The 23,875-nt window shown below is 63.9% G+C and carries 23 protein-coding genes; 18 read left to right on the top strand and 5 right to left on the bottom strand.

The features are described from left to right. Nucleotides 1-5 precede the first annotated feature (5 nt). From modB to HF885_RS00475, 6 genes are read left to right on the top strand one after another with little or no spacing between them, the layout of a single operon-like run. Nucleotides 6-752 (top strand): molybdate ABC transporter permease subunit, encoded by a 747-nt coding sequence (gene modB / locus HF885_RS00450; RefSeq protein WP_170103019.1) that lies wholly within the window; start codon nucleotides 6-8, stop codon nucleotides 750-752. Beyond that, on the top strand, nucleotides 749-1,888 hold the full coding sequence (locus HF885_RS00455; RefSeq protein WP_170103020.1) for a sulfate/molybdate ABC transporter ATP-binding protein: 1,140 nt from the start codon (nucleotides 749-751) through the stop codon (nucleotides 1,886-1,888). The genes modB and HF885_RS00455 overlap by 4 nt, the downstream gene beginning before the upstream one ends. After that, nucleotides 1,881-2,834, top strand: a complete 954-nt coding sequence (moaA, locus tag HF885_RS00460; protein ID WP_170103021.1) for a GTP 3',8-cyclase MoaA — start codon at nucleotides 1,881-1,883, stop codon at nucleotides 2,832-2,834. Before HF885_RS00455 ends, moaA begins: the two co-directional genes overlap by 8 nt. Before the next feature lie 2 nt (nucleotides 2,835-2,836). Then, nucleotides 2,837-3,310, top strand: a complete 474-nt coding sequence (moaC, locus tag HF885_RS00465) for a cyclic pyranopterin monophosphate synthase MoaC (protein ID WP_170103022.1) — start codon at nucleotides 2,837-2,839, stop codon at nucleotides 3,308-3,310. Then, nucleotides 3,310-3,804 (top strand): MOSC domain-containing protein, encoded by a 495-nt coding sequence (locus HF885_RS00470; protein WP_170103023.1) that lies wholly within the window; start codon nucleotides 3,310-3,312, stop codon nucleotides 3,802-3,804. The genes moaC and HF885_RS00470 overlap by 1 nt, the downstream gene beginning before the upstream one ends. A gap of 11 nt (nucleotides 3,805-3,815) precedes the next feature. Then, on the top strand, nucleotides 3,816-4,937 hold the full coding sequence (locus tag HF885_RS00475; RefSeq protein WP_170103270.1) for a molybdopterin-binding protein: 1,122 nt from the start codon (nucleotides 3,816-3,818) through the stop codon (nucleotides 4,935-4,937). A gap of 153 nt (nucleotides 4,938-5,090) precedes the next feature. On the opposite strand, the gene HF885_RS10680 is transcribed toward HF885_RS00475, so the two are convergent. Together HF885_RS10680 and HF885_RS00480 are read right to left on the bottom strand one after the other, a co-directional pair. Beyond that, nucleotides 5,091-5,234 carry a Fic family protein gene (locus HF885_RS10680; RefSeq protein ID WP_419197815.1) on the bottom strand — a complete coding sequence of 48 codons (144 nt, stop codon included), beginning with the start codon at nucleotides 5,232-5,234 and terminating at the stop codon, nucleotides 5,091-5,093. Between the two features lie 54 nt (nucleotides 5,235-5,288). Then, nucleotides 5,289-5,651, bottom strand: coding sequence for an ATP-binding protein (locus tag HF885_RS00480; RefSeq protein WP_170103024.1), 363 nt, complete (start codon nucleotides 5,649-5,651; stop codon nucleotides 5,289-5,291). 673 nt (nucleotides 5,652-6,324) lie between these two features. Here HF885_RS00480 and HF885_RS00485 point away from each other — a divergent pair. The 10 genes from HF885_RS00485 to HF885_RS00535 all read left to right on the top strand — a co-directional run bounded on the left by HF885_RS00485 (nucleotide 6,325) and on the right by HF885_RS00535 (nucleotide 18,498). After that, nucleotides 6,325-7,485, top strand: coding sequence for a zinc-binding dehydrogenase (locus tag HF885_RS00485; protein WP_170103025.1), 1,161 nt, complete (start codon nucleotides 6,325-6,327; stop codon nucleotides 7,483-7,485). 71 nt (nucleotides 7,486-7,556) lie between these two features. Continuing rightward, the gene (locus HF885_RS00490; RefSeq protein WP_170103026.1) at nucleotides 7,557-8,252 is read left to right on the top strand and encodes a ribulose phosphate epimerase; all 696 of its coding nucleotides are present in this window, start codon (nucleotides 7,557-7,559) and stop codon (nucleotides 8,250-8,252) included. 42 nt (nucleotides 8,253-8,294) lie between these two features. Beyond that, a complete protein-coding gene (locus HF885_RS00495; RefSeq protein WP_170103027.1) occupies nucleotides 8,295-9,677 on the top strand; it encodes an MFS transporter in 1,383 nt (460 codons plus the stop codon). A gap of 146 nt (nucleotides 9,678-9,823) precedes the next feature. Further along, the gene (locus HF885_RS00500; RefSeq protein ID WP_170103028.1) at nucleotides 9,824-10,894 is read left to right on the top strand and encodes an NAD(P)-dependent alcohol dehydrogenase; all 1,071 of its coding nucleotides are present in this window, start codon (nucleotides 9,824-9,826) and stop codon (nucleotides 10,892-10,894) included. 69 nt (nucleotides 10,895-10,963) lie between these two features. After that, the gene (locus HF885_RS00505; protein WP_170103029.1) at nucleotides 10,964-11,806 is read left to right on the top strand and encodes a class II fructose-bisphosphate aldolase; all 843 of its coding nucleotides are present in this window, start codon (nucleotides 10,964-10,966) and stop codon (nucleotides 11,804-11,806) included. A gap of 6 nt (nucleotides 11,807-11,812) precedes the next feature. Next, nucleotides 11,813-12,826: a carbohydrate kinase family protein gene (locus HF885_RS00510; protein WP_170103030.1), complete on the top strand. Its 1,014-nt coding sequence runs from the start codon at nucleotides 11,813-11,815 to the stop codon at nucleotides 12,824-12,826. A 116-nt stretch (nucleotides 12,827-12,942) separates the two neighbouring features. Continuing rightward, nucleotides 12,943-13,929 (top strand): aldo/keto reductase, encoded by a 987-nt coding sequence (locus HF885_RS00515; RefSeq protein WP_170103031.1) that lies wholly within the window; start codon nucleotides 12,943-12,945, stop codon nucleotides 13,927-13,929. A gap of 61 nt (nucleotides 13,930-13,990) precedes the next feature. Continuing rightward, complete coding sequence (locus HF885_RS00520) at nucleotides 13,991-15,400, top strand: dicarboxylate/amino acid:cation symporter (RefSeq protein WP_235927222.1); 1,410 nt, start codon at nucleotides 13,991-13,993, stop codon at nucleotides 15,398-15,400. A gap of 354 nt (nucleotides 15,401-15,754) precedes the next feature. Continuing rightward, a complete protein-coding gene (locus tag HF885_RS00525; protein WP_170103032.1) occupies nucleotides 15,755-16,513 on the top strand; it encodes a DeoR/GlpR family DNA-binding transcription regulator in 759 nt (252 codons plus the stop codon). Between the two features lie 872 nt (nucleotides 16,514-17,385). Then, nucleotides 17,386-18,498: a GNAT family N-acetyltransferase gene (locus HF885_RS00535; protein WP_170103034.1), complete on the top strand. Its 1,113-nt coding sequence runs from the start codon at nucleotides 17,386-17,388 to the stop codon at nucleotides 18,496-18,498. A gap of 68 nt (nucleotides 18,499-18,566) precedes the next feature. Here HF885_RS00535 and HF885_RS10595 read toward each other — a convergent pair whose 3' ends face one another. Next, nucleotides 18,567-19,802 (bottom strand): serine hydrolase, encoded by a 1,236-nt coding sequence (locus HF885_RS10595; RefSeq protein WP_170103035.1) that lies wholly within the window; start codon nucleotides 19,800-19,802, stop codon nucleotides 18,567-18,569. A gap of 188 nt (nucleotides 19,803-19,990) precedes the next feature. Here HF885_RS10595 and HF885_RS00545 point away from each other — a divergent pair, with 188 nt between their 5' ends. Then, nucleotides 19,991-21,286 carry a peptidase U32 family protein gene (locus tag HF885_RS00545; protein ID WP_170103036.1) on the top strand — a complete coding sequence of 432 codons (1,296 nt, stop codon included), beginning with the start codon at nucleotides 19,991-19,993 and terminating at the stop codon, nucleotides 21,284-21,286. 25 nt (nucleotides 21,287-21,311) lie between these two features. Here the strand turns inward: HF885_RS00545 and HF885_RS00550 are convergent, their stop codons facing one another. Then, a complete protein-coding gene (locus HF885_RS00550; protein ID WP_090845196.1) occupies nucleotides 21,312-21,533 on the bottom strand; it encodes a hypothetical protein in 222 nt (73 codons plus the stop codon). 158 nt (nucleotides 21,534-21,691) lie between these two features. Between HF885_RS00550 and HF885_RS00555 the strand changes: the two genes are divergently transcribed. Further along, a complete protein-coding gene (locus HF885_RS00555) occupies nucleotides 21,692-22,879 on the top strand; it encodes an aldo/keto reductase (protein ID WP_170103037.1) in 1,188 nt (395 codons plus the stop codon). On the opposite strand, the gene HF885_RS00560 is transcribed toward HF885_RS00555, so the two are convergent. Next, nucleotides 22,876-23,874, bottom strand: coding sequence for a DMT family transporter (locus HF885_RS00560; RefSeq protein ID WP_328804295.1), 999 nt, complete (start codon nucleotides 23,872-23,874; stop codon nucleotides 22,876-22,878). The genes HF885_RS00555 and HF885_RS00560 overlap by 4 nt on opposite strands. Between the last annotated feature and the right edge of the window lies 1 nt (nucleotide 23,875).

Raw genomic sequence — 23,875 nt, forward strand, 5'->3', positions numbered from 1 at the left:
AGGACATGGACCTCTTTCCCCTGGCAAACTCGCTCAGGGTGGCCGCCATCTCGACCGTGGTGGTGTTCCTCCTGGGCATCGCCCTCGCGAATGTGGTGTCGCGCGCGCCGCGCGTGGTGCGCGGCCTTGCGGACGTGGTGCTGACGCTTCCCCTGGTGCTGCCACCCACCGTGGTGGGCTTCCTGCTGCTGATGCTTCTGGGCCCGCGGCGGCCCCTGGGCGCGTGGGCGCTTTCCGCGCTGGGCGCGCGCCTGACCATGGTGTGGTACGCGGCAGTGTTCGCGACGGTGGTGGTGAGCTTCCCGCTGATGTACCGCACCGCGCGCGGCGCGTTCGAGTCGTTCGACCAGACGCTGGCAGACGCGGCCCGCACGCTGGGCCGCTCCAACGCGTGGGTGCTCTGGCACGTGAAGATGCCGTGCTGCCGGCAGGGCATCGTGGCGGGCGCGGTGCTCGCGTTCGCTCGGGCGCTGGGCGAGTACGGCGCCACGTCCATGGTGTGCGGCTACATGCCCGGCTCCACGGCGACGGTGTCGACCACGGTGTACCAGCTGTGGCGCACGGGCGACAACGCGGGAGCACTCGCGTGGGTGCTCGTGAACCTCGCGATCAGCTGCGTCGTGCTCGTGGCGCTCAACGTGGTGCAGGGGCGTGCGGCCGGCGGGCGCGGGGCCGCATCCTTCTCGCCCGCGGGCAGCGCGGCGGAGGCCGTTGCCGCAGAGGCCGTCGTTGCGGAAGGCGGCGCGCTATGAGCCTCTGCGTGCGCATACGCAAGCGCCTGGCCGCGTTCACGCTGGACGCGAGCTTCGACGTGGAGCGCGCGGACCGCGTGATGGCGCTTCTGGGGCCGTCCGGCTGCGGCAAGTCCGTCACGCTCAAGTGCATCGCCGGCGTCATGCGCCCGGACGAGGGGCGCATCGTGCTTAACGGCCGCACGCTGTTTGACAGCGACGCCGGCGTAGACCTGCCGCCGCAGCGTCGGCACGTGGGCTACCTGTTTCAGGACAGCGCGCTGTTTCCCACCATGGACGTGCTGCACAACGTGATGGCCGGCGTGCGCGAGGGCGGCCGCGCCGAGCGCCGCGAGCGTGCGCGCCGCGAGCTTTGCGCCATGCGCCTGGACGGCGTGGAGCGCCTGCGGCCGGCGCAGCTTTCCGGCGGGCAGCGGCAGCGCGTCGCGATGGCGCGCATCCTGGCGAGCGATCCGGAGCTCATCCTTCTGGACGAGCCGTTCAGCGCGCTCGACGGCTACCTGCGCTGGCAGCTGGAGCTTGAGCTTGTGGACGAGCTCCGCGCGTTTTCGGGCGGAGCCGTGCTGGTGACGCACGACCGTGACGAGGTGCACCGCCTGGCGCAGGACGTGTGCGTGATCGACCGTGGCCAGACCGAGCCGCTCGTGAGCGTGCACGAGCTGTTTGCCCGCCCGCGCACCGTGGCGGCGGCGCTCATAAGCGGCTGCAAGAACGTGAGCCGCGCACGCGTGGTGGGCGATCGCCTGCTGGCCTGCGACGACTGGGGCGTGACGCTTGCGTGCGCGGACGCGCCGGATGCGCGCATGACGCACGTCGGCATCCGCGCGCACTACCTGACGGCCGCGCCCACGGATGCGGCTGACGGGCGCCCGGCACTCGCGGGCAAGGGGGACGCGGCCCCGCGCCCCGCTCCCGGCGCCAACCGCATCCCGTGCGTGGTGGAGCGCGTGATCGACGGCACGTTCAGCACCATCGTGATGGCGCGGACGCCCGGCGGCGCGCTGCTGCGCTACGAGTGCGAGAAGGACGCGTGGGCCGCGCTTGGGGGCGCCACGCGCGTGACGTTTGGCATCGCGCCGGAGTGCGTGATGCCGCTGTGCGAAGGATGTGCGAAAGGAGGGGGAGGCCATGCATGACGCGTTTGGACGAGACGTCACCTACCTGCGGCTGAGCGTGACGGACCTCTGCAACTGCCGCTGCGTGTACTGCATGCCGGCGTGCGGCGTGCCGCGCCTGCGCCACGAGGACGTGCTCACGTTCGAGCAGATGCAAGAGATCGTGGCCGCCGCGGCGAGCCTGGGCGTGCGCAAGGTGCGCCTGACGGGCGGCGAGCCCCTGGTGCGCCGCGGAATCGTGGACCTGGTGCGCATGGTGGCGGACGTCCCCGGCGTGGAGGAGGTGGACATGACCACCAATGCCACGCTGCTGGCGCCCGTGGCGGCAGACCTGCGGGCGGCGGGCCTCACGCGGCTGAACGTGAGCCTGGACACGCTGGACGGCGCGCGCTACCGCAAGATCACGCGCACGGGCACGCTGGAGGACGCGCTTGCCGGGCTTGCGGCCGCGCGCGAGGCGGGCTTTTCCGGCACGAAGGTCAACTGCGTGCTGCTGGGCGGCATCAACCAGGACGAGCTGCGCCCGCTTGCGGAGCTCGCGCGCGGAAGCGACCTCTGCGTCCGCTTCATAGAGCTCATGCCCATGGGTGCGTGCGCCGCGTGGCCGCGCGAGCGCTTCCTTCCGGCGGACGCCGTGCTCGCGGCCGTGCCGGAGCTCGTGCCCGCGGACGCGACCGCCCCCGGCGTGGCGCAGCTCTACCGCGCGCCGGGCTGGCGCGGCACGGTGGGGCTGATCCGGCCCATGACGCACAGGTTCTGCGGGCAGTGCAACCGCATACGCGTCACGGCGGACGGCAGGCTCAAGCCGTGCCTGCACTCCGCGCAGGAGGTGGACCTCCGCGGGCTTTCCGGGGAGGAGCTGGTGCGGGCCGTGGCGCGCGGCATCGCGGAAAAGCCCGGCAGGCACCACATGGACATGGGGCACGCGAGCCAGACGCCGCGTGCCATGAGTCAGATAGGAGGCTGAGCATGGCGCTCACGCACTTCAACGAGCAGGGCCGCGCCCGCATGGTGGATGTTTCCCAGAAGCCCCGCACCCAGCGCACCGCGACGGCGGCCGGCAAGGTCCTCATGAGGCCGGACACCCTGGAGCTCGTGCGCACGGGCGGCGTGCGCAAGGGCGGCGTGCTCGCCGTGGCGCAGGTCGCCGGCATCATGGCGGCAAAGCGCACGTGGGAGCTGGTGCCCATGTGCCACCCCGTGCAGCTCACGGGCGTGGACGTGTCCTTCTCGCTAGAGGAGGACGGCATAGCGATCACGGCCACGTGCCGCTGCTGCGGCGAGACTGGGGTAGAGATGGAGGCGCTCACGGCGGCCAGCGTCGCGGGCCTCACCATCTACGACATGTGCAAGGCGCACCAGCGCGACATGGTGATAGACCGCGTGCGCCTAATGGAGAAGGACGGCGGCAAGTCGGGGCACTTCGTTCGGGAGGAAGGCTGATGCGGGGTAGCGAGGAGCTGCAGGGCGGCGTGGGGCCGCGGGGAGGCGCCGGACGCGTGCTCGCCACGAGCGTGAGCGAGCGCAAGGGCACGCGCAAGCACCCGGTGGACGCGCTTGAGCTGCGCGTGGGCGTGGGGATCGTGGGCGACGCCCACGCCGGCGCGTGGCACCGGCAGGTGAGCCTGCTTCCCAACGAGAGCGTGGACCGCATGCGCGAGCGCGGGCTCGACCTTGCGGCCGGCGACTTTGCGGAGAACATCCTGACGGAGGGCCTCGTCCTGCGCGAGCTTCCCGTGGGGAGCGTGCTTGCGGTGGGGGAGTGCCGCCTGGTGGTGACGCAGATTGGCAAGACGTGCCACAACGACTGCGAGATACGCCGCCTCACGGGCATGTGCGTCATGCCCACGGACGGCATATTCTGCGTGGTGGCGCGCGGCGGCAGCGTGCGCGCCGGCGACGCGGTGCGCGTGATGGAAGAGGGTGAGCTTGCGTGAGCGAGTCCGGAATGAAACTGGTTGCGACCCAGGATGCCGTGGGGCACGTGCTGTGCCACGACATGACGCAGATCCTGCCCGGCGGCACGGACGCCAACGGCAACGAGCTGCCGCGCTACAAGGGCGCGCGCTTTCGCAAGGGCCACGTGGTGACGGCCGAGGACGTGCCGGTGCTTTTGAGCATGGGCAAGGCGCACCTGTACGTGTGGCAGAGGCGTCCGGGCTGGCTGCACGAGGACGAGGCCGCGCGCCGCATGGCCGCGCTGTGCCTGGGCGAGGGCTGCGTTGCCTCGGGCGAGCCGCGCGAGGGGAAGATCGGCATAAGCGCCGCCCACGACGGCGTGTTCCTGGTGGATTCCGAGCGCCTTGCGGCCGTGAACTCCGTGGACCAGGTGATGGTGGCCACGCGCCGCGGCAACTTTGGCGTGCGCGCCGGCGTCGCCCTCGCCGGAACCCGCGTGATCCCGCTCGTGATAGACGGGCGGGTCGTGGCCCGGGCCGAGGCCGCGGCGGACGTCGCCGCGCACGGGCCGCTCATGCGCGTGGCGCCGTACGTCATGCGCACCGCTGCCGTGATCGCCACGGGCTCGGAGGTCAAGAGCGGGCTGATCCAGGACCGCTTCACCCCCGTGGTGGAGCGCAAGCTCGCGCGCTACGGCGTCGCCGTCACGTGGCGCGCCACGCCGGGCGACGCGATGGAAGACGTGGTGGCCGCCATTGGCGAGGCCCGCGCCGCCGGGGTGGACATGGTGTTGTGCACGGGCGGCATGAGCGTGGACCCGGACGACAACACTCCCGGCGCCATCAGGCGCGCCGGCGCGCGCATCGTCACGTACGGCGCTCCGGTGCTGCCGGGGGCCATGCTGCTGGTGGGCTACTTCGACCCGGACGGCGCCGCGGGAAAAGCCGCAGCCGCGCCGCAGGACGCCGCGGGCAAGAGGGACGCGCGCCCCGTGCCCGTGGTGGGGCTGCCGGGGTGCGTCATGTACAACAAGGCGACAGTGTTCGACCTCGCGCTGCCGCGCCTGGTGGCGGGCGTGCCGCTCGCGAAGCGCGACTTCGTGGCCATGGGCGAGGGCGGGCTCTGCCTGGGCTGCGACCCGTGCACGTTCCCGCACTGCCCGTTTGCGTAGCGTCCCGCCTGCGTGGCGACCGTAGGCCATGGCCCTTCTCGCCCAGCGCATCGACGGGCGAGAAGGGCTTCTTCAGCTGCTTCAAAGCGCGTCCGTACAGCATTGGGTTATGGAGGGGGTCGGTGGGCTTCCTGCCCATACCATCCATTCCCGCTATTGCTTCACCTTTCGGTACTTCTGCTTGCTGCTGGTTGGCTTGTTGGGTATGGTCCTCTCGATGAGCCCCTTTTCGAGGGCGGGGTCGAGGTAATTTCGCCTGAAGTATGTGCGGTGCTCTAGTCCAAGCCTCTGCATCATCTCGACACAGACATCTCTTTCCCATCCATGACGGCTAGGAGCTTGTCGACTTGATCACTGGACTCGGTCACTCCTTGGCGGCTCGACCTTCGTCACGAGCGGGGAGGACTCACCGCCTATGCCCGGTAGGCGGAAGTCGGCAAGACCGCTCGTCTCGAGCTCAAGAGTCAGGCGCTCCCGGTCCGGCTCCCAGAGCTCCTCGAGCAGAGGGTCGGGCTTACCGGCGCTGTACGTGCCCTCGCGCAGCGTGTCGTACCCGCTGCCAGCCCGCTCGCCAATGTTGGGCAGACTGAACATCGAGAGCAGCGTCTCGTTGCGGGGGTCAGAAGCTCCGCCCGCCTCAACCTCGTCCACCGCGATTCTGAGCGTGCCTGGATTGGATGCGATGATGCGGTCCGGCTTCCGCACGAGCACCACGCCGGTTCGCCCAAAGTAGTCGGCGTGAACTTACGTCTGTGCGGGCCGGCAGAGTAACGCGAGCTGGTAAAAGGTGGTCTAGAGACCATATCTTTTCGGAATTTGCAACTATCTTGGCGACCCCTCGCCTTTTCCACTGAACGTTTGTATCCCGCACTTGCGGCGTTCCTCTCTAGTTCAAATAGTCTGACAGGCGCGCACCGTTTCCAGGATAAGTAGCAATATTCGAGTGACCATCGGAAGATTCGATACCCGACTGCCGGAACGACCGGCCGGAACGACCGGTGTTGTCGCGCTCGCTGCTGTCCGACTTTTTCAGTTCAATTGATGGCGGCACCGAAATTCAACAACAGGTTATGGGGTTTGTTGGAGGACGTTGATTTTTCTGGCGGCAGCGTGTCGGTTACAACAGTGGGTTCCGAATGCCAACTTTGACCGTTTCGGTAGGAAAATCTGCCGTTCGCAGATATAAATGACGTAAACACAGAAGAAATCTTTGAAACACAGAAATACTCTTGTATAAAAAGGGTGTGCAAGGAAGGCTCGGGCAAGAGAGGCCGAATGGCAGTTTAGATAAACGCACAAATTCGGCCGCTCTCCAAGATACTGCGTCGATTCGCAGTGATGATTGGGTGTCCGGGGAAAGGTCAACGGTGTTATTGGAGGGGAAGTCATGAAGGCACTTACTAGGTACTGCGACAATGGCGAGTTCGGCGGTTATCACTACATAGACATGCCGGTTCCCGAGTGTGGCCCCGACGACGTGATCATTCGCCTGAAGGCTGCTGCTATTTGCGGAGCCGACATGAAGCACTGGTATGCGGATTTGGAGGGAAAGAACACCTCGAAGACGCTCAACTCCATTCGTGGGCACGAGTTCGCCGGCGTAATCGTTAAGGTTGGCGAGAACGTGACCGATTGGAAGGTCGGCCAGCGCGTGGTGTCCGACAACGCCGGCAAGGCCTGCGGAAAGTGCCCCGCTTGCGAGCGCGGCGACTTCATGCTGTGCGAGCACAAGACCGGCCTTGGCCTGGACAACAACTACCAGGCCTTCGGTGGTACCGGTGGCTTCACCAAGTATGCGAAGATCCCCGGCGGCATCCTCAAGCTGCACCCCCATGCCATTTGGGAGATTCCCGATGGCGTGAAGTACGAAGAGGCCGCCGTGCTTGACCCGATTGCCAACTCCTACAAGGCAATCGCGCAGCAGTCCAGCTTCCTGCCTGGCCAGGACGTCGTCGTGTTTGGCACTGGCCCACTGGGTCTGTTTGCCGTGCAGGTAGCTCGCATCATGGGCGCCGTCAACATCGTGATGGTTGGTCTTCAGGACGACGTTGAAACCAGGTTCCCGATTGCCCGCGAGGTCGGTGCAACTCACTGCGTCAACGGCTCCACCGAGGACGTCGTTAAGCGTTGCACCGAGATTTGCGGCCGTGACAACCTTGGACTGGTAGTGGAGTGCTCCGGCGCCAACATCGCCCTTAAGCAGTCCCTCGAGATGCTGCGCCCGAACGGCGAGGTCGTGCGCGTGGGCATGGGCTTCAAGCCGCTTGAGTTCTCGATCAACAACATCACCGAGTGGAACAAGAGCATCATTGGCCACCAGGCCTACGACTCCACCTCTTGGCGCGAGTGCATCCGTTTGCTCGCCTCCGGTGCGATAAACGTCCAGCCCATGATTACCCACCGTCTCGGTCTCTCCCAGTGGAAGGAGGGCTTCACCGCGATGGCCAACAAGTCCGCGGTTAAGTGCATCTTCCACTACGACGAGCCCGACAAGGACGAGAAGGCCTACGGCGAGGCGGACTACCCCGACGACTACGACTTCGAGTAAGCAGGAGCATCGGTACCGGCTGGCTCCCGCGCGAGGAGCCAGCCTCTTTGGAAGAAGGGAAGATGGCCCCTATGGATCACAAGCTCCTGCTTGCACCGTCGATGGGCTGCTGCGACCTGTTCGATTTCGCCCATCAGGTGTCCTACATCGACGAACGAGCCGACTTTTTGCACATCGATATCAAAGATGGCAACTACGTAAAGACCTACAGCATCGGTCCCGACTTCATGGCTGCGCTCAAGCCGCACGTGAAGACTCCTATGGACGCGCACCTCATGGTTAAGCATCCGCAGTGGATTATCGAGGACTGCGCCAAGGCTGGTGCGACATACATAACCCCTCACGCCGACTGCATCGAGAGCGATGCGTTCGTTACCTTCAACAAGATCCTTTCCCTGGGATGCAAGGCGGGCGTCGCGCTTAACCCGGCCACCTCGCTGGAGACGATTCGTTACTACCTGCCGCTCTTATCGAAGGTCACCTTGATGATCGTGGACGCCGGGTATGCCGGCCAAAAGGTAATTCCGCAGGTATACGACAAGATTCGCACCCTCGTGGAGTGGCGCAAGAGCATGCATCTGGACTTTCTCATCGAGGCAGACGGCTCTATGAACAAGGACGTTTATCGTCCGCTGTACGAGGCGGGTGCTGACGTGGTGGTCCTGGGCCCGCCTGCCCTTTGGAACAAGAATCCAAACATCGAAAAGGCTTGGGACGTAATGCAGTCGGAGGTCGATTCTGAGCTGGCCGACGCAACGCGGTCCTAACGAAATAACGAGTGCGAGAAGAAACACCGAGAGGAAGCGAACATGGACAATACCAAGGGCGCCAACATTGGTGCCAGGCTTGACCGGCTGCCCGATTCGAAGTGGCACGTGAAGATGTGGCTCATCACCGCTTTCGCGTTGCTGGTGTGCTGGTCGAACGGCATTAGCGGCGCCGTCCAAAACATCCTGCTGAACGAGGTCCACTGGCTCGAGAAGGGTAGCACCCTCCTGGCGTTGTGGGGAACCACCTACACCATTGGCCAGCTGTTCGGCGCTTTGGTCGGCGGCCCCATCGGCGACAAGATTGGCCGTAAGAAGTCGATCATCCTGTACGAGTGCATCCACATCGCGGTAATGATTGGCGCCGCACTTGCTCCCAACGTGTACGTGCTGTACTTCTTTAGGCTTGCCCAGGGATTTGGCCTCGGTGCTCTGCTGGTGGTTCTGTTTGCCGGCTTCACCGAGTACGTGCCAAGCCGCAACCGCGGAACCTGGTCCAGCCGCACGTCGTTCATCGGCAACTGGGCTCACCCCATTTGCAACCTCATCGCCCTTCTGCTGATGGGCTCGGGCATGGCCATGAGCATGAACTGGCGCGTTGAGTTCATGATTCCTTCGGTCCTTTCCATCGTTGCCACCATCATGGTTTGGAAGAAGTTCCCCGAGTCCCCGCGTTGGCTTGAGTCGCAGGGTCGCGTGGAAGAGGCCGACGCCATCGTTACGAAGATTGAGAAGGAGATCGAGGCGTCCACCGGCAAGCCCCTGCCTCCCGTTACCGAGCCCCCTGCGGAGGTTAAGCGTCTTCCTTATTCGGCTCTGTTCCACGGCAAGCTGCTGCGTCGTACCATCGTCGGTTCGCTCGTCCTCATTGGCATGAACACGATTCAGTACACGCTCATGACATGGATGCCCACCCTTATGAACGGCCTTGGCTACGACACCTCGCAGTCCCAGTTCATGACCGTGTTTGGCCTGTTTGGCGCACCCTTCGGCATCTTCATCGCTTCTCTCATCATGGACAAGGTGCCGCGCAAGAAGATGGGCATGTTCCTCCTCGTTGGCATGGCGGTGTTCGGAGTCCTTATTGGCTTCCTCACCTCGATGGGCCTTGTGAATATGGTCGGCCTCATCGTCCTCACGTTCATCATGAACACGATCATTTACATGTACGTTTGCTACGCGTCGGCGGTGTATGTGCCCGAGATGTGGCCCACTTCCGCAAAGCTCTCTGGCTCTGGCTTCTGCAACGCAATGGGCCGTGTGAGCAACGTGTTCTTCCCGTTCCTTGTTACCGCACTTGCCGCCCAAAGCTCGAGCTACGTGTTCATGCTTCTGGCCGCCGTGGCAATTATCATCGCGGTTTGCGTTGGTGCCTTCGGCGTGGAGACTCGCGGCGAGTCCGTCGAGGCAATCGGCAACGTGTAACAGTCCCTTCGCACCACACCACCACGCAACTTTGCGTTCCTCCTCCCTGGGTCGCCGGCGTCTTGGAACCGGCGTCGGCGGCTCCCCGTCACTTATGAAACACCTGCTCTGCATCACAACTCACACGTTCACAAAGGAGTAGAGAAATGAAGAACTCCAAAGCCATTCTGGTTACCCCCAAGCACTTTGAGATAAAAGAAGCGCCCGTTCCCGAGCCCGGTCCCAAAGAGGTGCTGATCAAGGTCAGCTATGTTGGAATGTGCGGCTCCGACATCCACGGGTTCGAGTTCGGCCCCTTCATCCCTCCCAAAGACCCCAACCAGGAGATTGGCCTCGGCCACGAGGTTTCCGGCGAGGTCGTTAAGGTGGGCAAGGATGTAACCAAGTTCAAGCCCGGCGACAAGGTGCTGGTAGAGCCCGGCGTGCCCGACAGCTCATGCGAGTACTGCCGCACCGGCAGGTACAACATTTGCCCCGACGTGGACTTCATGGCTACCCAGCCCAACTACCGCGGCGCCCTGTGCCAGTACATGACGCACCCCGAGGACTGGGTGTACCCCGTGCCCGAGGGTATGAGCATGGTGGAGGCCGCACTCGTTGAGCCCGCTGCCGTCGGCATGCACGCGGCCATCCTGGGCGGCGCTTCCTTGGGAAGCCACATCGTAATTCTTGGCTGTGGCACCATCGGCCTCATGACCCTCCAGGCCTGCCGCAGCCTTGGCGCCACTGACATTACCGTCGTGGACGTCATTCCCTCGAAGCTCGAGCTGGCAAAGAAGCTCGGAGCCAAGGAGGCCATCAACGGCAAGGAAGTGGATACCGTAAAGTACCTGCGTTCCGACGAGAAGTTCGGCGACCACGGCGTTGACCTCGTATTCGAGTGCGGTGGTTCCGGCTTCCTCGCACAGCAGGCGGTGCAAATAGTTGCCCGCGGCGGAAAGATCATGATGGTCGGAACGCAGAGCAAGCCCGTGCCCATCGACTTCCTCAAGATCAATCGCGAGGTCACCATTCAAACCTCCTTCCGTTACTGCAACGACTACCCCCGCACCATCGAGGCAATCGCCACGGGCAAGTTCAACGTGAAGGACATGGTCACCAACGTTTACGACTATAAGGACGTGCAGCAGGCGTTCACCGATGCCATCGATCCACAGAAGAAGGTCGACATGGTAAAGGGCGTCGTGAAGGTCGCCGGAACTCCGGGCTGCGAGTAGTTCGCATAAAACTCTTATCTATTAATCGTTGAGGAGCCCTACTGGCGCCTCGAAGTGAAGGGAGTAGTCATGCTTGCCAACATCAAGTACTGGGAGAACAAGGCCAAGGACGGTCAGTTTGCAATTCCGCACTTCAACGTTTGGAACGCCGAGATGCTCATGGGCGTTATCGACGCGGCGGAGGAGGACAACGCCCCCGTTATCATCTCGTTCGGTACGGGCTTCGTGGGCAACACTTCGTTCGAGGACTTCTGCTGGATGATGGTCTCCATGGCAAAGAACGCCAAGGTGCCCGTTATTACCCACTGGGACCACGGCCGCAGCATGGACATCATCAAGAACGCCTACACCCACGGCATGAACTCCGTCATGCGCGACGCCTCGGCCCTGCCCTTCGAGGACAACGTGAAGGAAATCAAGACCGCCGTCGATTACTTCCATCCTCTGGGAGTGCCCGTGGAGGCCGAGCTTGGTCACGTGGGTAACGAGACGGTGTACGAGGAGGCCCTTGCCGCCTATGCCTACACCGACCCCTCCAAGGCTGCAGAGTTCGTTGAGCGCACCGGCTGCGACTCGCTTGCCGTCGCAATTGGTAACGTCCACGGCCACTACTCCGCCACCCCCAAGCTCAACTTCGAGGTTGTTGAGAAGTGCCGTGACGCCGTAAGCGTTCCCCTGGTTCTGCACGGTGCCTCCGGCATTGGCGACGAGGACATCAAGACCGCCATTTCCCTGGGCATCGCGAAGATCAACATCCACACCGAGCTGTGCGACGCCGCCATGGGCGCAATCCAGAAGAACACCGACAAGTCGTTCCTGGAGCTCGAGCGTGCGGTTCGCCAGGCGGTCAAGGAGCGCGCCCTGTACAAGATCGAGCTGTTCGGCGACGCCGACAAGGCAGACCTTAGGTAGGTCGCCATGTCTACCAACGCAACCCAGGGTTGTCCCGACGCGTCCGCTGCGCAAAGCGCCAATAAACCCTTGGACGTGGTGTGCGTAGGCGCAGCAATCGTGGACGTTCCCCTGCAGCCCGTGAGCAAGGACATCTTCGACAACGAGTCCTACCCCCTTGAGCAAATAAGCATGACCATAGGCGGCGATGCCATCAACGAGTCGACCATCATCAGCCGGCTTGGGCACAAGGTCGGTCTCATGAGCATGGTCGGCAAGGACGTCGTAGGAGATTTCATTCTTGATCACTGCCGCAAGGAAGGAATCGACACCCAGGGCATGAAACTGCGCGAGGGAGTCAATACCTCCATCAACGTGGGCCTCGTTACGGCCGATGGCGAGAGGACCTTCGTCACGAACCGCAACGGCAGTCTTTGGAAGATGGGTATTGAGGACGTTGATCTGGGGCTCATTGCCCGTGGAAGACTTCTTTCGCTGGCGAGCTTCTTCAACAACCCTCGCCTGAACAACGATGCCCTCGTGAGGATCTTCAAGGTGGCAAAGTCGGCCGGCATGGTAATAACGGCCGACATGATCAAGCCCCGCCTTGGCGAGACCTTCGACGACATTGCCGAGGCCCTATCGTACGTGGACTACTTCTTCCCCAACTGCGATGAGGCTCGCCTTATGACGGGGGAGGACGATATCGAGTGCGTTGCCGACAAAATCCTGTCGTACGGCGTGAAGCATGTCGTGATAAAGATCGGCAAGCAGGGAGTGTTCATCAAGGGGCAGGACGGCCAGAAGGTCATCGTCCCCGCCATGAAGGGCATCATCGCCGTGGACACCATCGGCGCGGGCGACAACTTCGCCTCCGGCTTCATCACGGGACTTCTGGAAGGCAAGTCTTTGGTCGAGTGCGGCGAGTACGGAAACGTCGCCGCCTCGCTGGCCATCACAAGTATCGGCGCGACTACGGGCGTGAAGAGCAGGGATTTGTTTGACCGCCAGCTTGCACACTACAAGCAGCAGTACGCCTAACTTCTCTAGCCCCCTGGGCCAAGCGTTTTCATATGCACAAGAGTGCAAATGTCCTGGCCCAGGGGGCTTCTCTATAGCATCTATATCAATCAGTAAACTAAGTAAGGATGGATACCATGCGCTACATGGAACTTGGAAGCTCGGGCATTCAGGTCTCGAAGATGGGTTTGGGAACGTGGGCGATTGGCGGCGGCCCCGCCTGGAGCGGAGGCCCCGACGAGGACAAGGCTGTCGACACCATTGTTGCCGCAGTTGACGCCGGCATCAACATGATCGACACCGCTCCTGGCTACAACTTTGGCAACAGCGAGCGCATCGTTGGCAAGGCCCTGAAGAAGCTGGATCGCTCCAAGGTGATCCTGGTCACCAAGTGCGGCGTGGTGTGGAACCGCAAGGGCACGGTTTGGAACAAGGTGGGCGACCGCCAGCTGTACAAGAACCTCACGCCCGAATCGGTCCGCCTTGAGGTCGAGGAGTCGCTCGAGCGCCTTGGTACCGACTACATCGACCTGTACATGACGCACTGGCCCTCCGTCGAGCCGTACTACACGCCCATTAGCGAAACGGTTGCCGAGCTTAACAAGCTCAAGAGCGAGGGCAAGATTCGCGCCATCGGTGCCGCCAACGTAAGCATCCCCCAAATTAAGGAGTACCTGGCTTGCTGCGAGCTGGACCTGGTGCAGGGCAAGTACAGCGTGCTCGACCGTGCCGTGGAGGACGAGCTTATTCCGCTGTGCAAAGAGAACAAGATCACAATGCAGGCGTACTCGCCGCTTGAGCAGGGCCTTCTTACCGGAACCATTACGAAGGACTACCGCCCCGAGCCCGGTAACGCGCGCGCCAACAAGAAGTGGTGGCAGCCCGGCAACATGGAGCGCGTCATCGACATGCTCGATGCCTGGAAGCCGCTTGCGCGGAAGTACAACTGCAGCATTCCCACTCTTTGCCTGGCCTGGATTATGAACCAGGGCGACACCGTTAACCTCCTCACCGGCGCAACCTCGCCCGAGCAGGTGCGCCAGAACGCTCCTGCCGCGGACATCGTTCTTTCCGAAGAGGACAAGCAGGTTATGAGAGAGATGGCCGAGGACCTGGACAAGTAGGCACGGCTCTAGCGGTGGGGGCGTGCGATCGTGCGGATGGTAAGGCTGAGGGGAGGCAACTATGAGCGACAAAATGGCTGAGGATGCGCGGGAGAAATCGATACAATCTTCGAATAAAAAGGCTGGGCACTCCATAGTTCGAAGGATTTTCATCGCGGTAATACTTGGCTTTCTTGCGGGTGCAGGATGCTTGGCGCTGCGCATGCAGCTGGGCAATACGAATCCAGTGTGGGAGAGCCTGAACAGTCTATTGTTCGTCGACATTACCTCGGAGGCGGGGGTCAATGGCATCGGACTCTTCTACATTGTGGGCCAGCTGTTCATGCATGCCCTGCAGGTTGCCATCGTTCCGCTGGTGCTCACTTCTTTGTCGCTCGCTCTCTGTAGCCTTACCGATCCAAAGAAGCTCAGCAGCATTGCAATTAAGACGATCATTACCTTCCTGTGCTTCTATGCGGTAACGGCCGCCCTCGCCGCGACCATTGCGTACTCAGTTAAGGCAGCGGGCGGGTTTACGGTAACGCTTCCGAATGGCCGGGCAACCGAGCTTGCAACCATTGACTCCTATAACCCGCTCTCTACGATTATCGACGTTGTGCCCAGCAACCTGCTGTCCGCGTTTTCCTCGAACAACTCCATTTTGGCCGTGTGCTTCGTGGCCATAGTTCTTGGAATTTGCATGTCACGCATGGGCGATAAGGTGAAGCCATTGAAGGACGTTCTGGAGAACCTCAACGACATAATCAACATGTGCCTCACCTTCGTGATCAACCGCTGCGCGCCCGTTTCGATCTTCTGCATGATTACTCGCGGTCTCGCGTTGTACGGAATCGAGTACATTCGCCCGACTCTCGTGTGGATGGCGACCACCATCGTGGGTTGCATAGGTCTTCTCTTCATCATCTATCCGCTTGGAATTCTCCTCACTACGCGACTCAACCCGATTCCGTTCATTCGCAAGACTGCCAAGATCGCATTGTTTGGCGCGGCTACCCAGTCGTCCGCAGCGACGCTGCCTCTGAACATGAAAACGTGCATGGAAGAGCTCGGCTGTCCCGAAGAAATAACAAGCTTTGTTATGCCTACCGGAATGACCGTTCACATGAACGGAACCACCGCCATGCAAATAATCGCGGTGACCTTCATCGCAACTGCCGCCGGCATCGATATGACTCCGAGCATGCTCGTGGTTGCGGCGTTGATCTCGGTGTCGTGCGCGTTCGGAACGCCTCCTATTCCAGCTGCGGGTACAACCCTGGTATACGTGGTAATGCTTGGCGTTGGATTAAACACTCCCCTGTGCATGACGTGCTACTCGCTCGTTCTTGCCATGAACTACCTTCCCGGAATGGCTGTTATGCCCATGAACGTAGTTGGCGATGCCGCCACGAACGTGATTGTGAGCTTTGGGGAAGACATGTTGGACAAGAAAAAATACATGAGCGGTGTCAGTAGAAGCTACTCTCGTTGAAAGCCTGAATATAGTCTTATAGCTATGCCAGGTTGCCAATTACTGAGGGTGGAGTCGGAGTTGTCTCCGGCTCCACCCGACTCAAACAGGATGCCGTATACCGTATGGATTGTTTACTATGGAATAATATGGGAACAGAACCATGGGATATGTATGACAGCTATTGCTACCAGATGCGATTCTCTGCCAAGGGGTTGCGAATCATGGAGTTGTTCTTTGCGGGTGCGGCGAATCACCTTTGTTTTCGCTAGCGTCTCTTTTAATTTTCAGGATAATTCCAAGCCCCTAGCAGTCACGTCTTAAATTGCGTCGGTTCAGCCTTACAGAGTCCTGTAACAATATGGGGTTGGAAAGATGAAGGCATCAGAGCGCCAAGAGCAGATGAAACAGCTAATCCATTCTGCGAATCGCGTGAGTGTTGCGGAACTCAGCGAACAGTGGGGAATTACCGAAGAAACTGTGCGACGAGATTTGGATAAGCTTGAATCCCAGGGCAGCATTACGCGTGTTCACGGTGGAGCCATTTGGAACGGCAGCATCGATATGGGCGGTGTGCATTTTCTGCGTCGACAGCTAAGCAACGCAAAAGAAAAAGGCCGCATAGCGCTTAAGGCTGCGGAAGTTATTCGGTCGCGAGAGACAATCATCGCGGACGCCAGTTCCACTGTTTTGGAAGCATTAAAGGCCGTCGGCGACGACAGTCGTCTCACTGTGGTAACCAATTCGTCTAAGATTTGCGACGGCAGCTTCGAGCCCTCGTACAACCTCATTTGCACTGGGGGTACCTACAATTGGAAGTCCCTCTCGTTTCAGGGGGAGTCGGCCATACAAACAATACGGAAGTATCACGTTGACCTAGCCATACTAAGCTGCAAGGCCTTGGATATCTCCCGTGGCGTCATGGACTCCTATGAGAGCGAGGCAGTTGTGAAGCGCGTGATGGAGGCTCAGGCAAATGAGGTGGCTATTCTGGCCGATCACACCAAGTTCGACAAGGTCGCCCTCCTGAAGTTGATGGACTTGGATGGAATCTCCTACATTATTACCGACCAAAAACCGTCGAATTCTTGGGTATCCCTGTGTGCCGACAAGAAAATCGACCTCATTTACTAGCCTTTAAATAGCGGAATTGTGGATGCTGTATTAGAGCTTCGGTGGCTTGACTGCGTACCTGAAGCGATTTCAACGGCGATCTCGAGTTGTTGCTCGAGTAGTGCTGTCGGAACATTAGCGAGGATATGCGAAACGGGCGAAAGGCGCGGCTGGGGGGCATGCTTTGCCGCGGGACGCCTTGTGGAGCGGGCGAGGATGACAACGTGGTCGCGCTTGTACGGGTTCGATAGCACCTGAGTTGATTTCGGGCATGTAGACGATTTCCCGGCTAAAAGACCTCGAAGATGAAGATGCGGAGACGTAGGCAATCGCCTCGAGGAGGTGGCAACGCTTGGATATTAAACTAGTTGGTATCGTTGCCGGCAGAATCTCTCGGTTGGGTCACTTGCCCGCTGAGCTTGACATTAATGGCGTTTCTACCTACATTTCCGCCATAGATTTTGTTACTCCCGAGCGACTTAACATCCATTACTAGCGGGAAGGTCTTGCCGTCTATATCTGATGGGTGGAAGACGGTTGGTTCGATTGCTCCAAATTCAAGGATATGGTGCTCCCGGCCTGATTTCTGTACGAACATCACACCGAATCGTCCAAAGTAGTTAGCGAGAACGAGTGCGTTCGTCAGCACCTCTCGCATGACACATGTCGCGGCATATCGTCGATGGACTGCGTGCCGGTCGAAGTCCTCACGAGAATGGGCATCCCGCGGATAGCATACGGCATGCCTCGAACCAGAAATTGAATAAGTTGTTCGCCGGGCGGCGGGGTAGCATGGTGGGCGAGAAGGGCGGCGGCGCGGGGTGCGCGACGGCCGTGTGGGCAAGCATGACGCCGGCCGCCGCCGTGCGGCCCGCGAGCGAGGGGAGGCCGGGATGGCGCTTGAGGTCAGGAGGGCGACTGCGGGGGACCTGGAGCCGCTGTGGGGGCTGTACGCTGCGTCGTGCGCGCGGCAGGTTCCGGGCGACATGGGGCCGGACTGGCACATGGGGGTGTATCCCGCGAGGTCGGACATGGAGGGGCGCCTTGCCGCGGGCGAGTTGTACGTGGGCGAGCAGGACGGCGCCCTCGTTGCCGGCATGGTGGTGGCCAAGGGCGAGGACCCGATCTACGCAAGGGTGCCGTGGCGGGTGCCGGCCGCGCCGGACGAGGTGGCGGTGCTGCACCTTCTGGTGGTGGACCCCGCGGCTCGCGGGCGCGGCGTGGGCGGCCGGATGGTGGCCGCAGCCGCCCGCGTGGCCCGGCAGGCGGGCATGCGGGCGCTCCACCTGGACACGCTGGAAACCAACGTCGGCGCCATCGCGCTGTACAAGGGGTGCGGGCTTTCCGTGGCATGCGTGATGCCCGTGCACTACGAGGACATTGGCGACGCGAGCACCGTGCTGTTCGAGCTCGCGCTGGACGGGGGCGCCGCGGACGACTCCGACGGCGTGGCCGGGGCCGCAGGCGCCGGTGGCGCGGCCAAGGCGGACGCCGCGTGCCGCAAGGGCGCGGGCCACGGCGGCGAGCCCTTCTCGGTGGAGGTCATCACCGTGAGCGACCGCTCGTTTAGGGGCGAGCGGCCGGATGCGAGCGGACCGGCGCTCGTGGAGCTTGCGGAGCGCCACGGGTATCGCGTGGTGGCGACGCGCCTGGTGCCGGACGAGCGCGAGCGGATAGAGGCGGAGCTGCGCGACGCGGCCGCGCGCGGGGTGGCGCTGGTGCTGACCACCGGGGGCACGGGGTTCTCGCCGCGCGACGTGACGCCGGAGGCCACGGCCGCCGTGTGCGAGCGCATGGCGCCGGGCATCCCGGAGGCCATGCGGGCGGCGTCGCTTGCGATCACGCCCAAGGCGTGCCTCTCGCGCGAGGTCGCGGGCATCGTGGGGCGCACGCTGGTGGTGAACCTTCCCGGCAGCCCCAAGGCCGCGGTAGAGAACGTCTCCGCCGTGATCGGGCCCATCGCGCACGGGCTGGGCATCCTGCGCGGCGAGGCGCTGGACGGCTAGGTGCCGGCGCGGCGCCGGGCAGGGGGGCGGTCCTTCTCGCCCGGCGCGGGCGGAGCGGGCGGCGCGCGCTAGCCCACCGTGGTCGCAGACGTCTGCCGCAGGGCGGAGCTGCCGCCGCACATCTTGCCGTGCGCGGCGTTCAGCGCGTCCAGCACCGGCAGCAGGGAGTCGAAGTCCGAGGGCGCGTCGGAAAGCACCGCTACCGCGTAGTCGCCGCAGTCGGAAAACACGATGCCGTTGTCGGCCGTGGCCGTGGAGGCCAGACCCTCGTTTACGGGGTACCAGCCCGGCTTGGACCACACCGTAAAGCGGTCGCGCAAGAGCGCGCCCCACGCGGAGTGGTTGGTGCGCGCAAGGCAGCCGGTCAGGAGGCTGGCGCCCGCCTCGCCGGATTTTCCAAAGCGGTACACCTCGCGCCAGCAGTTCAGCATGCCCGCGGCAGATATGTGCGGGTAGTTGTAGCCGTAGGCCTCCTGCGCCGCCTCGGGCGCGCGGCTCTGCAGCCAGCTGCCATACACGTTGTAGCCGTACGTCTTCAGCAGCGTGCGGAACGCGTCGTTGTCGGAGTCAACCAGGCACTTGGTGATGGCGTCCGCGCTCGCCGCGGCGCCGCCGTGCGTGGACTCCAGGATCGCGGTCACGTACACGGCCTTGATGCTGCTTGCGGGATAGAACTTCTGGTCTGCGTTGTACGAGGCGCCGCGCCCCGTCTTCAGGTCCACCATGGCAAACCCCAGGTGGTAGCCCTTTGCGGTGAACGCGGCCACCGCGTCTTGCAGATGCCTGCACGTGGGCGTGGACGCGAAGCCCTCGGGCGCCGTCACGCTGATGCCGCCCGCGGAAAACGTGGTCACCTTCGCGCCGGCGCCGGTGTCGAGCGGCGTCTCGTCCTCCTGGGGCGCGGCCTCCGCCTTGGTGGGCGCGCTCGCGTCCGGGGCGCCGGAACCAGACGCGTCCGCGTCCGAGCCGCCGGCGTCCGCGCCGGCCTTCGCCTTCGCGCCGGACGTGCTCGCGCTTGCGTCGTCGCGCCGCGAGGCCGCGTCAGAGGCGCCTGCGTTCGCGCCGCCTGCGGCCGAGAAGAGCCGGCCCCTCAGCTGCGGCGATGCCATGGCGGCACCCGCGGCCACGACCACGGCGATCGCCGCGGCCACGGCGGCCGTTCGCCCATGGTGGGCGCCGCGGGGACGGCGGCCGTCCTTCTCGCCCGGCACGCCCTGTGCCAGGTGCCCCGCGTGACGGGCATGCCCCTCGCTTGCGCCTGCCTTTGCGTTGCTGCGGTCCCGTGCCGCGTGCCGTGCAGCCACCTTCGCTCCCTTGCGTCCGTCTGCGCGCCACGTGCGGCGCGCCCGCCCATGGGCACGAGTATAGTCCGTGTGGCTGCGCCCGGCGCCGCGCCGTCCGTTGCCGCCATGCGCTAGACTGTGCAGGCCGCATACGTCGCGCGCGGCGTGCGTCGCGCGCAATCCATCGCAAGCCCGGGAGTCCGCCCATCATGACCAGCGCCCACAACACGTCCAAGCCCACCGCCCCCGCCGGACGCCGCCCCATGCGCCTGCTTTCGCCCGCCGGCGGCCCAGAGCAGCTGCGCCAGGCCATCCACTTTGGCGCGGACGAGGTCTATCTGGCCGGGCGCAGCTGGGGCATGCGCGCCCGCAGCAAGAACTTCGACCGCGACCAGCTTGCCCAGGCCGTCCGCCTGGCGCACGCCTCCGGCGTCGCCGTCCACCTCACGCTCAACACGCTCATGCGCGACGCGGACGTGGACGCCCTGCCAGACTACCTGCGCTTCGTGGACCAGGTGGGGGTGGACGCCGCCATCGTGGCGGACCCGGGCGCCATGGCGCTCCTGCGCAGGTACGCGCCGCACGTGGAGCTTCACGTGTCCACGCAGGCCTCCGTCATGAACGCGCTCGCGGCAGAGGAGTACGCCCGCCTGGGCGCGCGCCGCGTCGTCCTTGCGCGCGAGATGAGCGTGGGCGAGGTCGCGGAGGTGCGCCGCCGCCTGGACGCGGACGGGTTTGGGTCGCTGGAGCTCGAGGTCTTCGCCCACGGCTCCATGTGCATGGCCGTGAGCGGCCGCTGCCTGCTGTCGAGCGAGCTCGTCGGCCGCGAGCGCGGCGCGAGCTTCGGCGCGTGCACGCAGCCGTGCCGCTGGGGCTGGACGCTGGTAGAGGAGTCGCGCCCGGACGTGCGCCGCATGCCCGTGGAGCAGGACGACTCCTGGAGCTACATCCTAAGCTCCAACGACCTCGCCATGCTCGACCACCTGGACGACCTTGCAGCCGCGGGCGTCGCCGCCGTCAAGGTCGAGGGCCGCGCGAAGGGCGCCTACTACACGGCGTGCGTCACGAACGCCTACCGCCACGTGCTCGACGGCGAGCCGGCCTCCGCCTGGATGGGCGAGCTGGACGCCGTGAGCCATCGCCCGTACTCCACGGGCTTCTTCTATGGCAATCCCACGCAGAACCCCGGCCGCGTGGAGTACCAGCGCGACCGCCTGATGGTGGCCACGGTCGAGAAGAGCGTGGCCCTGCCGGCGGACGCCGCCTCGGGGCCGCGCTACATGACGGAGGTGCTCTGCCGCAACAAGGCCGCGGCCGGCTCCGTCCTGCAGGTGCTCTCCCCGCGCGAGCCCATCCGCGAGTGCCGGCTCGGCGCGCTCGAGCGCTTCGACGCCGAGCTCCAGACCTGGGTGCCGGCGCCGGACCTCTCGCGCGCGATGGAGCGCTACCGCACGGTGCTGCCGTTCGCCCTCGAGCCGCTCGACATACTCTGCCTCAAGCAGTAGCCGCGCGCGGCCGCCGCGTCGTGCGCTACGCCAGCGTGTAGTGGTCGGCGGCGTGGCGCATGTTCACCTCTGCCAGCTCGAGCTCACCCTCGATGTAGGGCAGGTACATGGCGTCGATCGACCCCACGCCCATGCTGCAGCCGGAGCACTGCTCGCACGACCCGTCGCCGCACCAGTCCAGCCCCCGCCTCACGATCTCGATGCGCTCCTCGCGCGTGGTGTCCTTAATCAGAATGCTCTTCGGCATGGCGTGCCTCCCTGTCGTTGGTCTCATGTGGAGGAGTGTACCCCTCCGGGCGCGCCGCGGCCGGCCCGTCGCGCACTTCTCACATCGCCCGCTATACTTCCCATAGCGCGCCGCCGCCGGCGGTCCGCGCAACGCAACGCGTCGATGGGAGACCCCGCATGCAGTACAGAAACGACAGGCACGGCGAGCCGCTCTCGCTCCTTGGCTTCGGCTGCATGCGCTTCAGGCGCACGTCTGGCCCAGGCGGCGCCATCGACTACCCCGCGGCGGAGCGCCAGATCATGCGCGCCATCGAGTTGGGCGTCAACTACTTCGACACCGCCTACATCTACCCGGGGAGCGAGGAGCTCCTCGGCCGCGTCCTTGACGGCAACGGCGTTCGCGACCGCGTGAACATCGCCACGAAGCTCCCGCAGTACCTCATCCGCAGCGCGTCGGCCATCGACCGCTACTTCGACGAGGAGCTCCGTCGCCTCAGGACGGACCACGTGGACTACTACCTCATGCACATGCTCACGGACGTCGCCGCGTGGCACAAGCTCGAGGAGCTCGGCATCCGCGACTGGATTGCGCGCAAGAAGGCCTCCGGCCAGATCCGCAACATCGGCTTCTCCTTCCACGGCAACACGGACATGTTCCTCAAGGTGCTCGCCGCCTTTGACTGGGACTTCTGCCAGATCCAGTACAACTACATGGACGAGCACGCCCAGGCCGGGCGAGAGGGGCTTCTTGCCGCGGCCGAGCGGCACATCCCGGTCATCATCATGGAGCCGCTTCGGGGCGGCAAGCTCGTCGACCTGCTTCCCCGTGAGGCGAAGTCGCTCATAGCGGAGGAGGCCCACGGGTGGAGCCCCGCGGAGCTGGCGCTGCGCTGGCTCTACGACCAGCCGCAGGTCACGTGCGTCCTGTCCGGCATGAACAGCGAGTCCATGGTGGAGGAGAACTGCCGCGTCGCGAGCGAGGCCGACGTCGGCTGCCTTGGCCAGGCCGACCGGGACCTCATCGCACGCGTGAAGGAGATCGTGGGAAGAAGCATACGCATCGGGTGCACGGGCTGCGGCTACTGCATGCCCTGCCCGAAGGGTGTGGACATCTCCTCCGCCTTCCGCTGCTGGAACCAGATGTACACGGAGGGCAAGTCCGCCGGCCGCAAGGAGTACTGGCAGGTCGTGAGCCTGCGGAAGGAGCCCGCGTTCGCCACGCAGTGCGTGCGCTGCGGAAAGTGCGAGTCGCACTGCCCGCAGCATCTGCCCATCCGCGACGCGCTTCCCCAGGCGGACCGTGACCTCAGGCCCCTGCACTACCGCATCGCGGGCGTCGTGGCCAGGAAGTTCGCCCTCGGCTAGGGGCGCTCTCCCTTCCGCGCGGCCTGGCGCGCACGCGGGTCGCGGTTCACGATCACGATGCCCACGGAGACGAGCGCGAGCGCGACCGTGGCGCGAAGCGGGTCGATCGCGGACGCCTCCCCCAGCAGCAGCGCCGAGAGCACCACGCCAAACACGGGGTTCATGAAGCCGAACACGGCAACGCGCGACACGGGGTTTGCCGAGAGCAGCATGGACCACATCGTGTAGGCGGCCGCGGAGATGAAGCCCATGTACGCAAGCAGCGCGAGCGCGGCCGGCCGGGACGGCTGGAGCCTGCCTCCCGTGGCAAGGCCGATCGCCGTCAGCACGACGCCGCCGACGAGGAACTGCCACCCGCTCAGCAGCACGGGGTCGTGGCGCTTCGAGAACTCCCTGATGAGGCAGCTCGACATCGCCGCGGCGATGGTGGAGAGAAACACGAGCCCCTCGCCCGCGAGGCTGAACTCTAGGGTCCCGCCCGACTGCAGGTTCACGAGGAGGACGCCCGCGAAGCCGACGACGCACCCGATGACCTTGCGTGCGTCGAGCCGCTCCTGCCTGAAGGCGAGCGCGGCGAGCAGGATAACGATGAAGGAGGCGCTCGCCTCGATGATGGAGCTTGCGACGCCCGACGCACGCGACAGGCCAGGGTAGAACAGCCCATACTGGAGCACCGTCTGAAAGAGCGACAGACAGAGGATCGCCTTCCAGTCAGTCGCCCTCGGCAGCAGCGGGCGACCCCTCATGACGCTCATGGCGACGACCACCATGCACCCGGCGACGAAGAAGCGCACGCCCGCGAACAGAAGCTGGGAGGACGTCGCGCTTGACGCTATGCCAAACAGGACGTTTCCTATCTTCGTGCATGGGAAGGCGGAGCCCCACAATAGGCAGCTCGCCATGGCAAGCGCCAGCACGCCTCCCGTGCTGGAAAGGAAGGAGTTCCTGCGCGACTCGCGCGCGCCTATGGTTGCCTGCGAAGCGTTCTCTGACACC

Origin of the sequence: Parafannyhessea umbonata, assembly GCF_012844235.1 — a bacterium.
GTDB lineage: Bacteria > Actinomycetota > Coriobacteriia > Coriobacteriales > Atopobiaceae > Parafannyhessea.

What these genes read in the sequence shown, in the direction of transcription:
- HF885_RS00485 (WP_170103025.1), top strand. Translation starts at nt 6,325, where the DNA reads ATGAAGGCACTTACTAGGTACTGCGACAATGGCGAGTTCGGCGGTTAT.
- moaC (WP_170103022.1), top strand. Translation starts at nt 2,837, where the DNA reads ATGGCGCTCACGCACTTCAACGAGCAGGGCCGCGCCCGCATGGTGGAT.
- HF885_RS00510 (WP_170103030.1), top strand. Translation starts at nt 11,813, where the DNA reads ATGTCTACCAACGCAACCCAGGGTTGTCCCGACGCGTCCGCTGCGCAA.
- HF885_RS00495 (WP_170103027.1), top strand. Translation starts at nt 8,295, where the DNA reads ATGGACAATACCAAGGGCGCCAACATTGGTGCCAGGCTTGACCGGCTG.
- HF885_RS00500 (WP_170103028.1), top strand. Translation starts at nt 9,824, where the DNA reads ATGAAGAACTCCAAAGCCATTCTGGTTACCCCCAAGCACTTTGAGATA.
- HF885_RS00515 (WP_170103031.1), top strand. Translation starts at nt 12,943, where the DNA reads ATGCGCTACATGGAACTTGGAAGCTCGGGCATTCAGGTCTCGAAGATG.
- HF885_RS00545 (WP_170103036.1), top strand. Translation starts at nt 19,991, where the DNA reads ATGACCAGCGCCCACAACACGTCCAAGCCCACCGCCCCCGCCGGACGC.
- HF885_RS00555 (WP_170103037.1), top strand. Translation starts at nt 21,692, where the DNA reads ATGCAGTACAGAAACGACAGGCACGGCGAGCCGCTCTCGCTCCTTGGC.
- moaA (WP_170103021.1), top strand. Translation starts at nt 1,881, where the DNA reads ATGCATGACGCGTTTGGACGAGACGTCACCTACCTGCGGCTGAGCGTG.
- HF885_RS00455 (WP_170103020.1), top strand. Translation starts at nt 749, where the DNA reads ATGAGCCTCTGCGTGCGCATACGCAAGCGCCTGGCCGCGTTCACGCTG.
- HF885_RS00470 (WP_170103023.1), top strand. Translation starts at nt 3,310, where the DNA reads ATGCGGGGTAGCGAGGAGCTGCAGGGCGGCGTGGGGCCGCGGGGAGGC.
- HF885_RS00525 (WP_170103032.1), top strand. Translation starts at nt 15,755, where the DNA reads ATGAAGGCATCAGAGCGCCAAGAGCAGATGAAACAGCTAATCCATTCT.
- modB (WP_170103019.1), top strand. Translation starts at nt 6, where the DNA reads ATGGACCTCTTTCCCCTGGCAAACTCGCTCAGGGTGGCCGCCATCTCG.
- HF885_RS10680 (WP_419197815.1), bottom strand. Translation starts at nt 5,234, where the DNA reads ATGATGCAGAGGCTTGGACTAGAGCACCGCACATACTTCAGGCGAAAT.
- HF885_RS00490 (WP_170103026.1), top strand. Translation starts at nt 7,557, where the DNA reads ATGGATCACAAGCTCCTGCTTGCACCGTCGATGGGCTGCTGCGACCTG.
- HF885_RS00520 (WP_235927222.1), top strand. Translation starts at nt 13,991, where the DNA reads ATGAGCGACAAAATGGCTGAGGATGCGCGGGAGAAATCGATACAATCT.
- HF885_RS00475 (WP_170103270.1), top strand. Translation starts at nt 3,816, where the DNA reads ATGAAACTGGTTGCGACCCAGGATGCCGTGGGGCACGTGCTGTGCCAC.
- HF885_RS00505 (WP_170103029.1), top strand. Translation starts at nt 10,964, where the DNA reads ATGCTTGCCAACATCAAGTACTGGGAGAACAAGGCCAAGGACGGTCAG.
- HF885_RS00535 (WP_170103034.1), top strand. Translation starts at nt 17,386, where the DNA reads ATGGCGCTTGAGGTCAGGAGGGCGACTGCGGGGGACCTGGAGCCGCTG.
- HF885_RS00550 (WP_090845196.1), bottom strand. Translation starts at nt 21,533, where the DNA reads ATGCCGAAGAGCATTCTGATTAAGGACACCACGCGCGAGGAGCGCATC.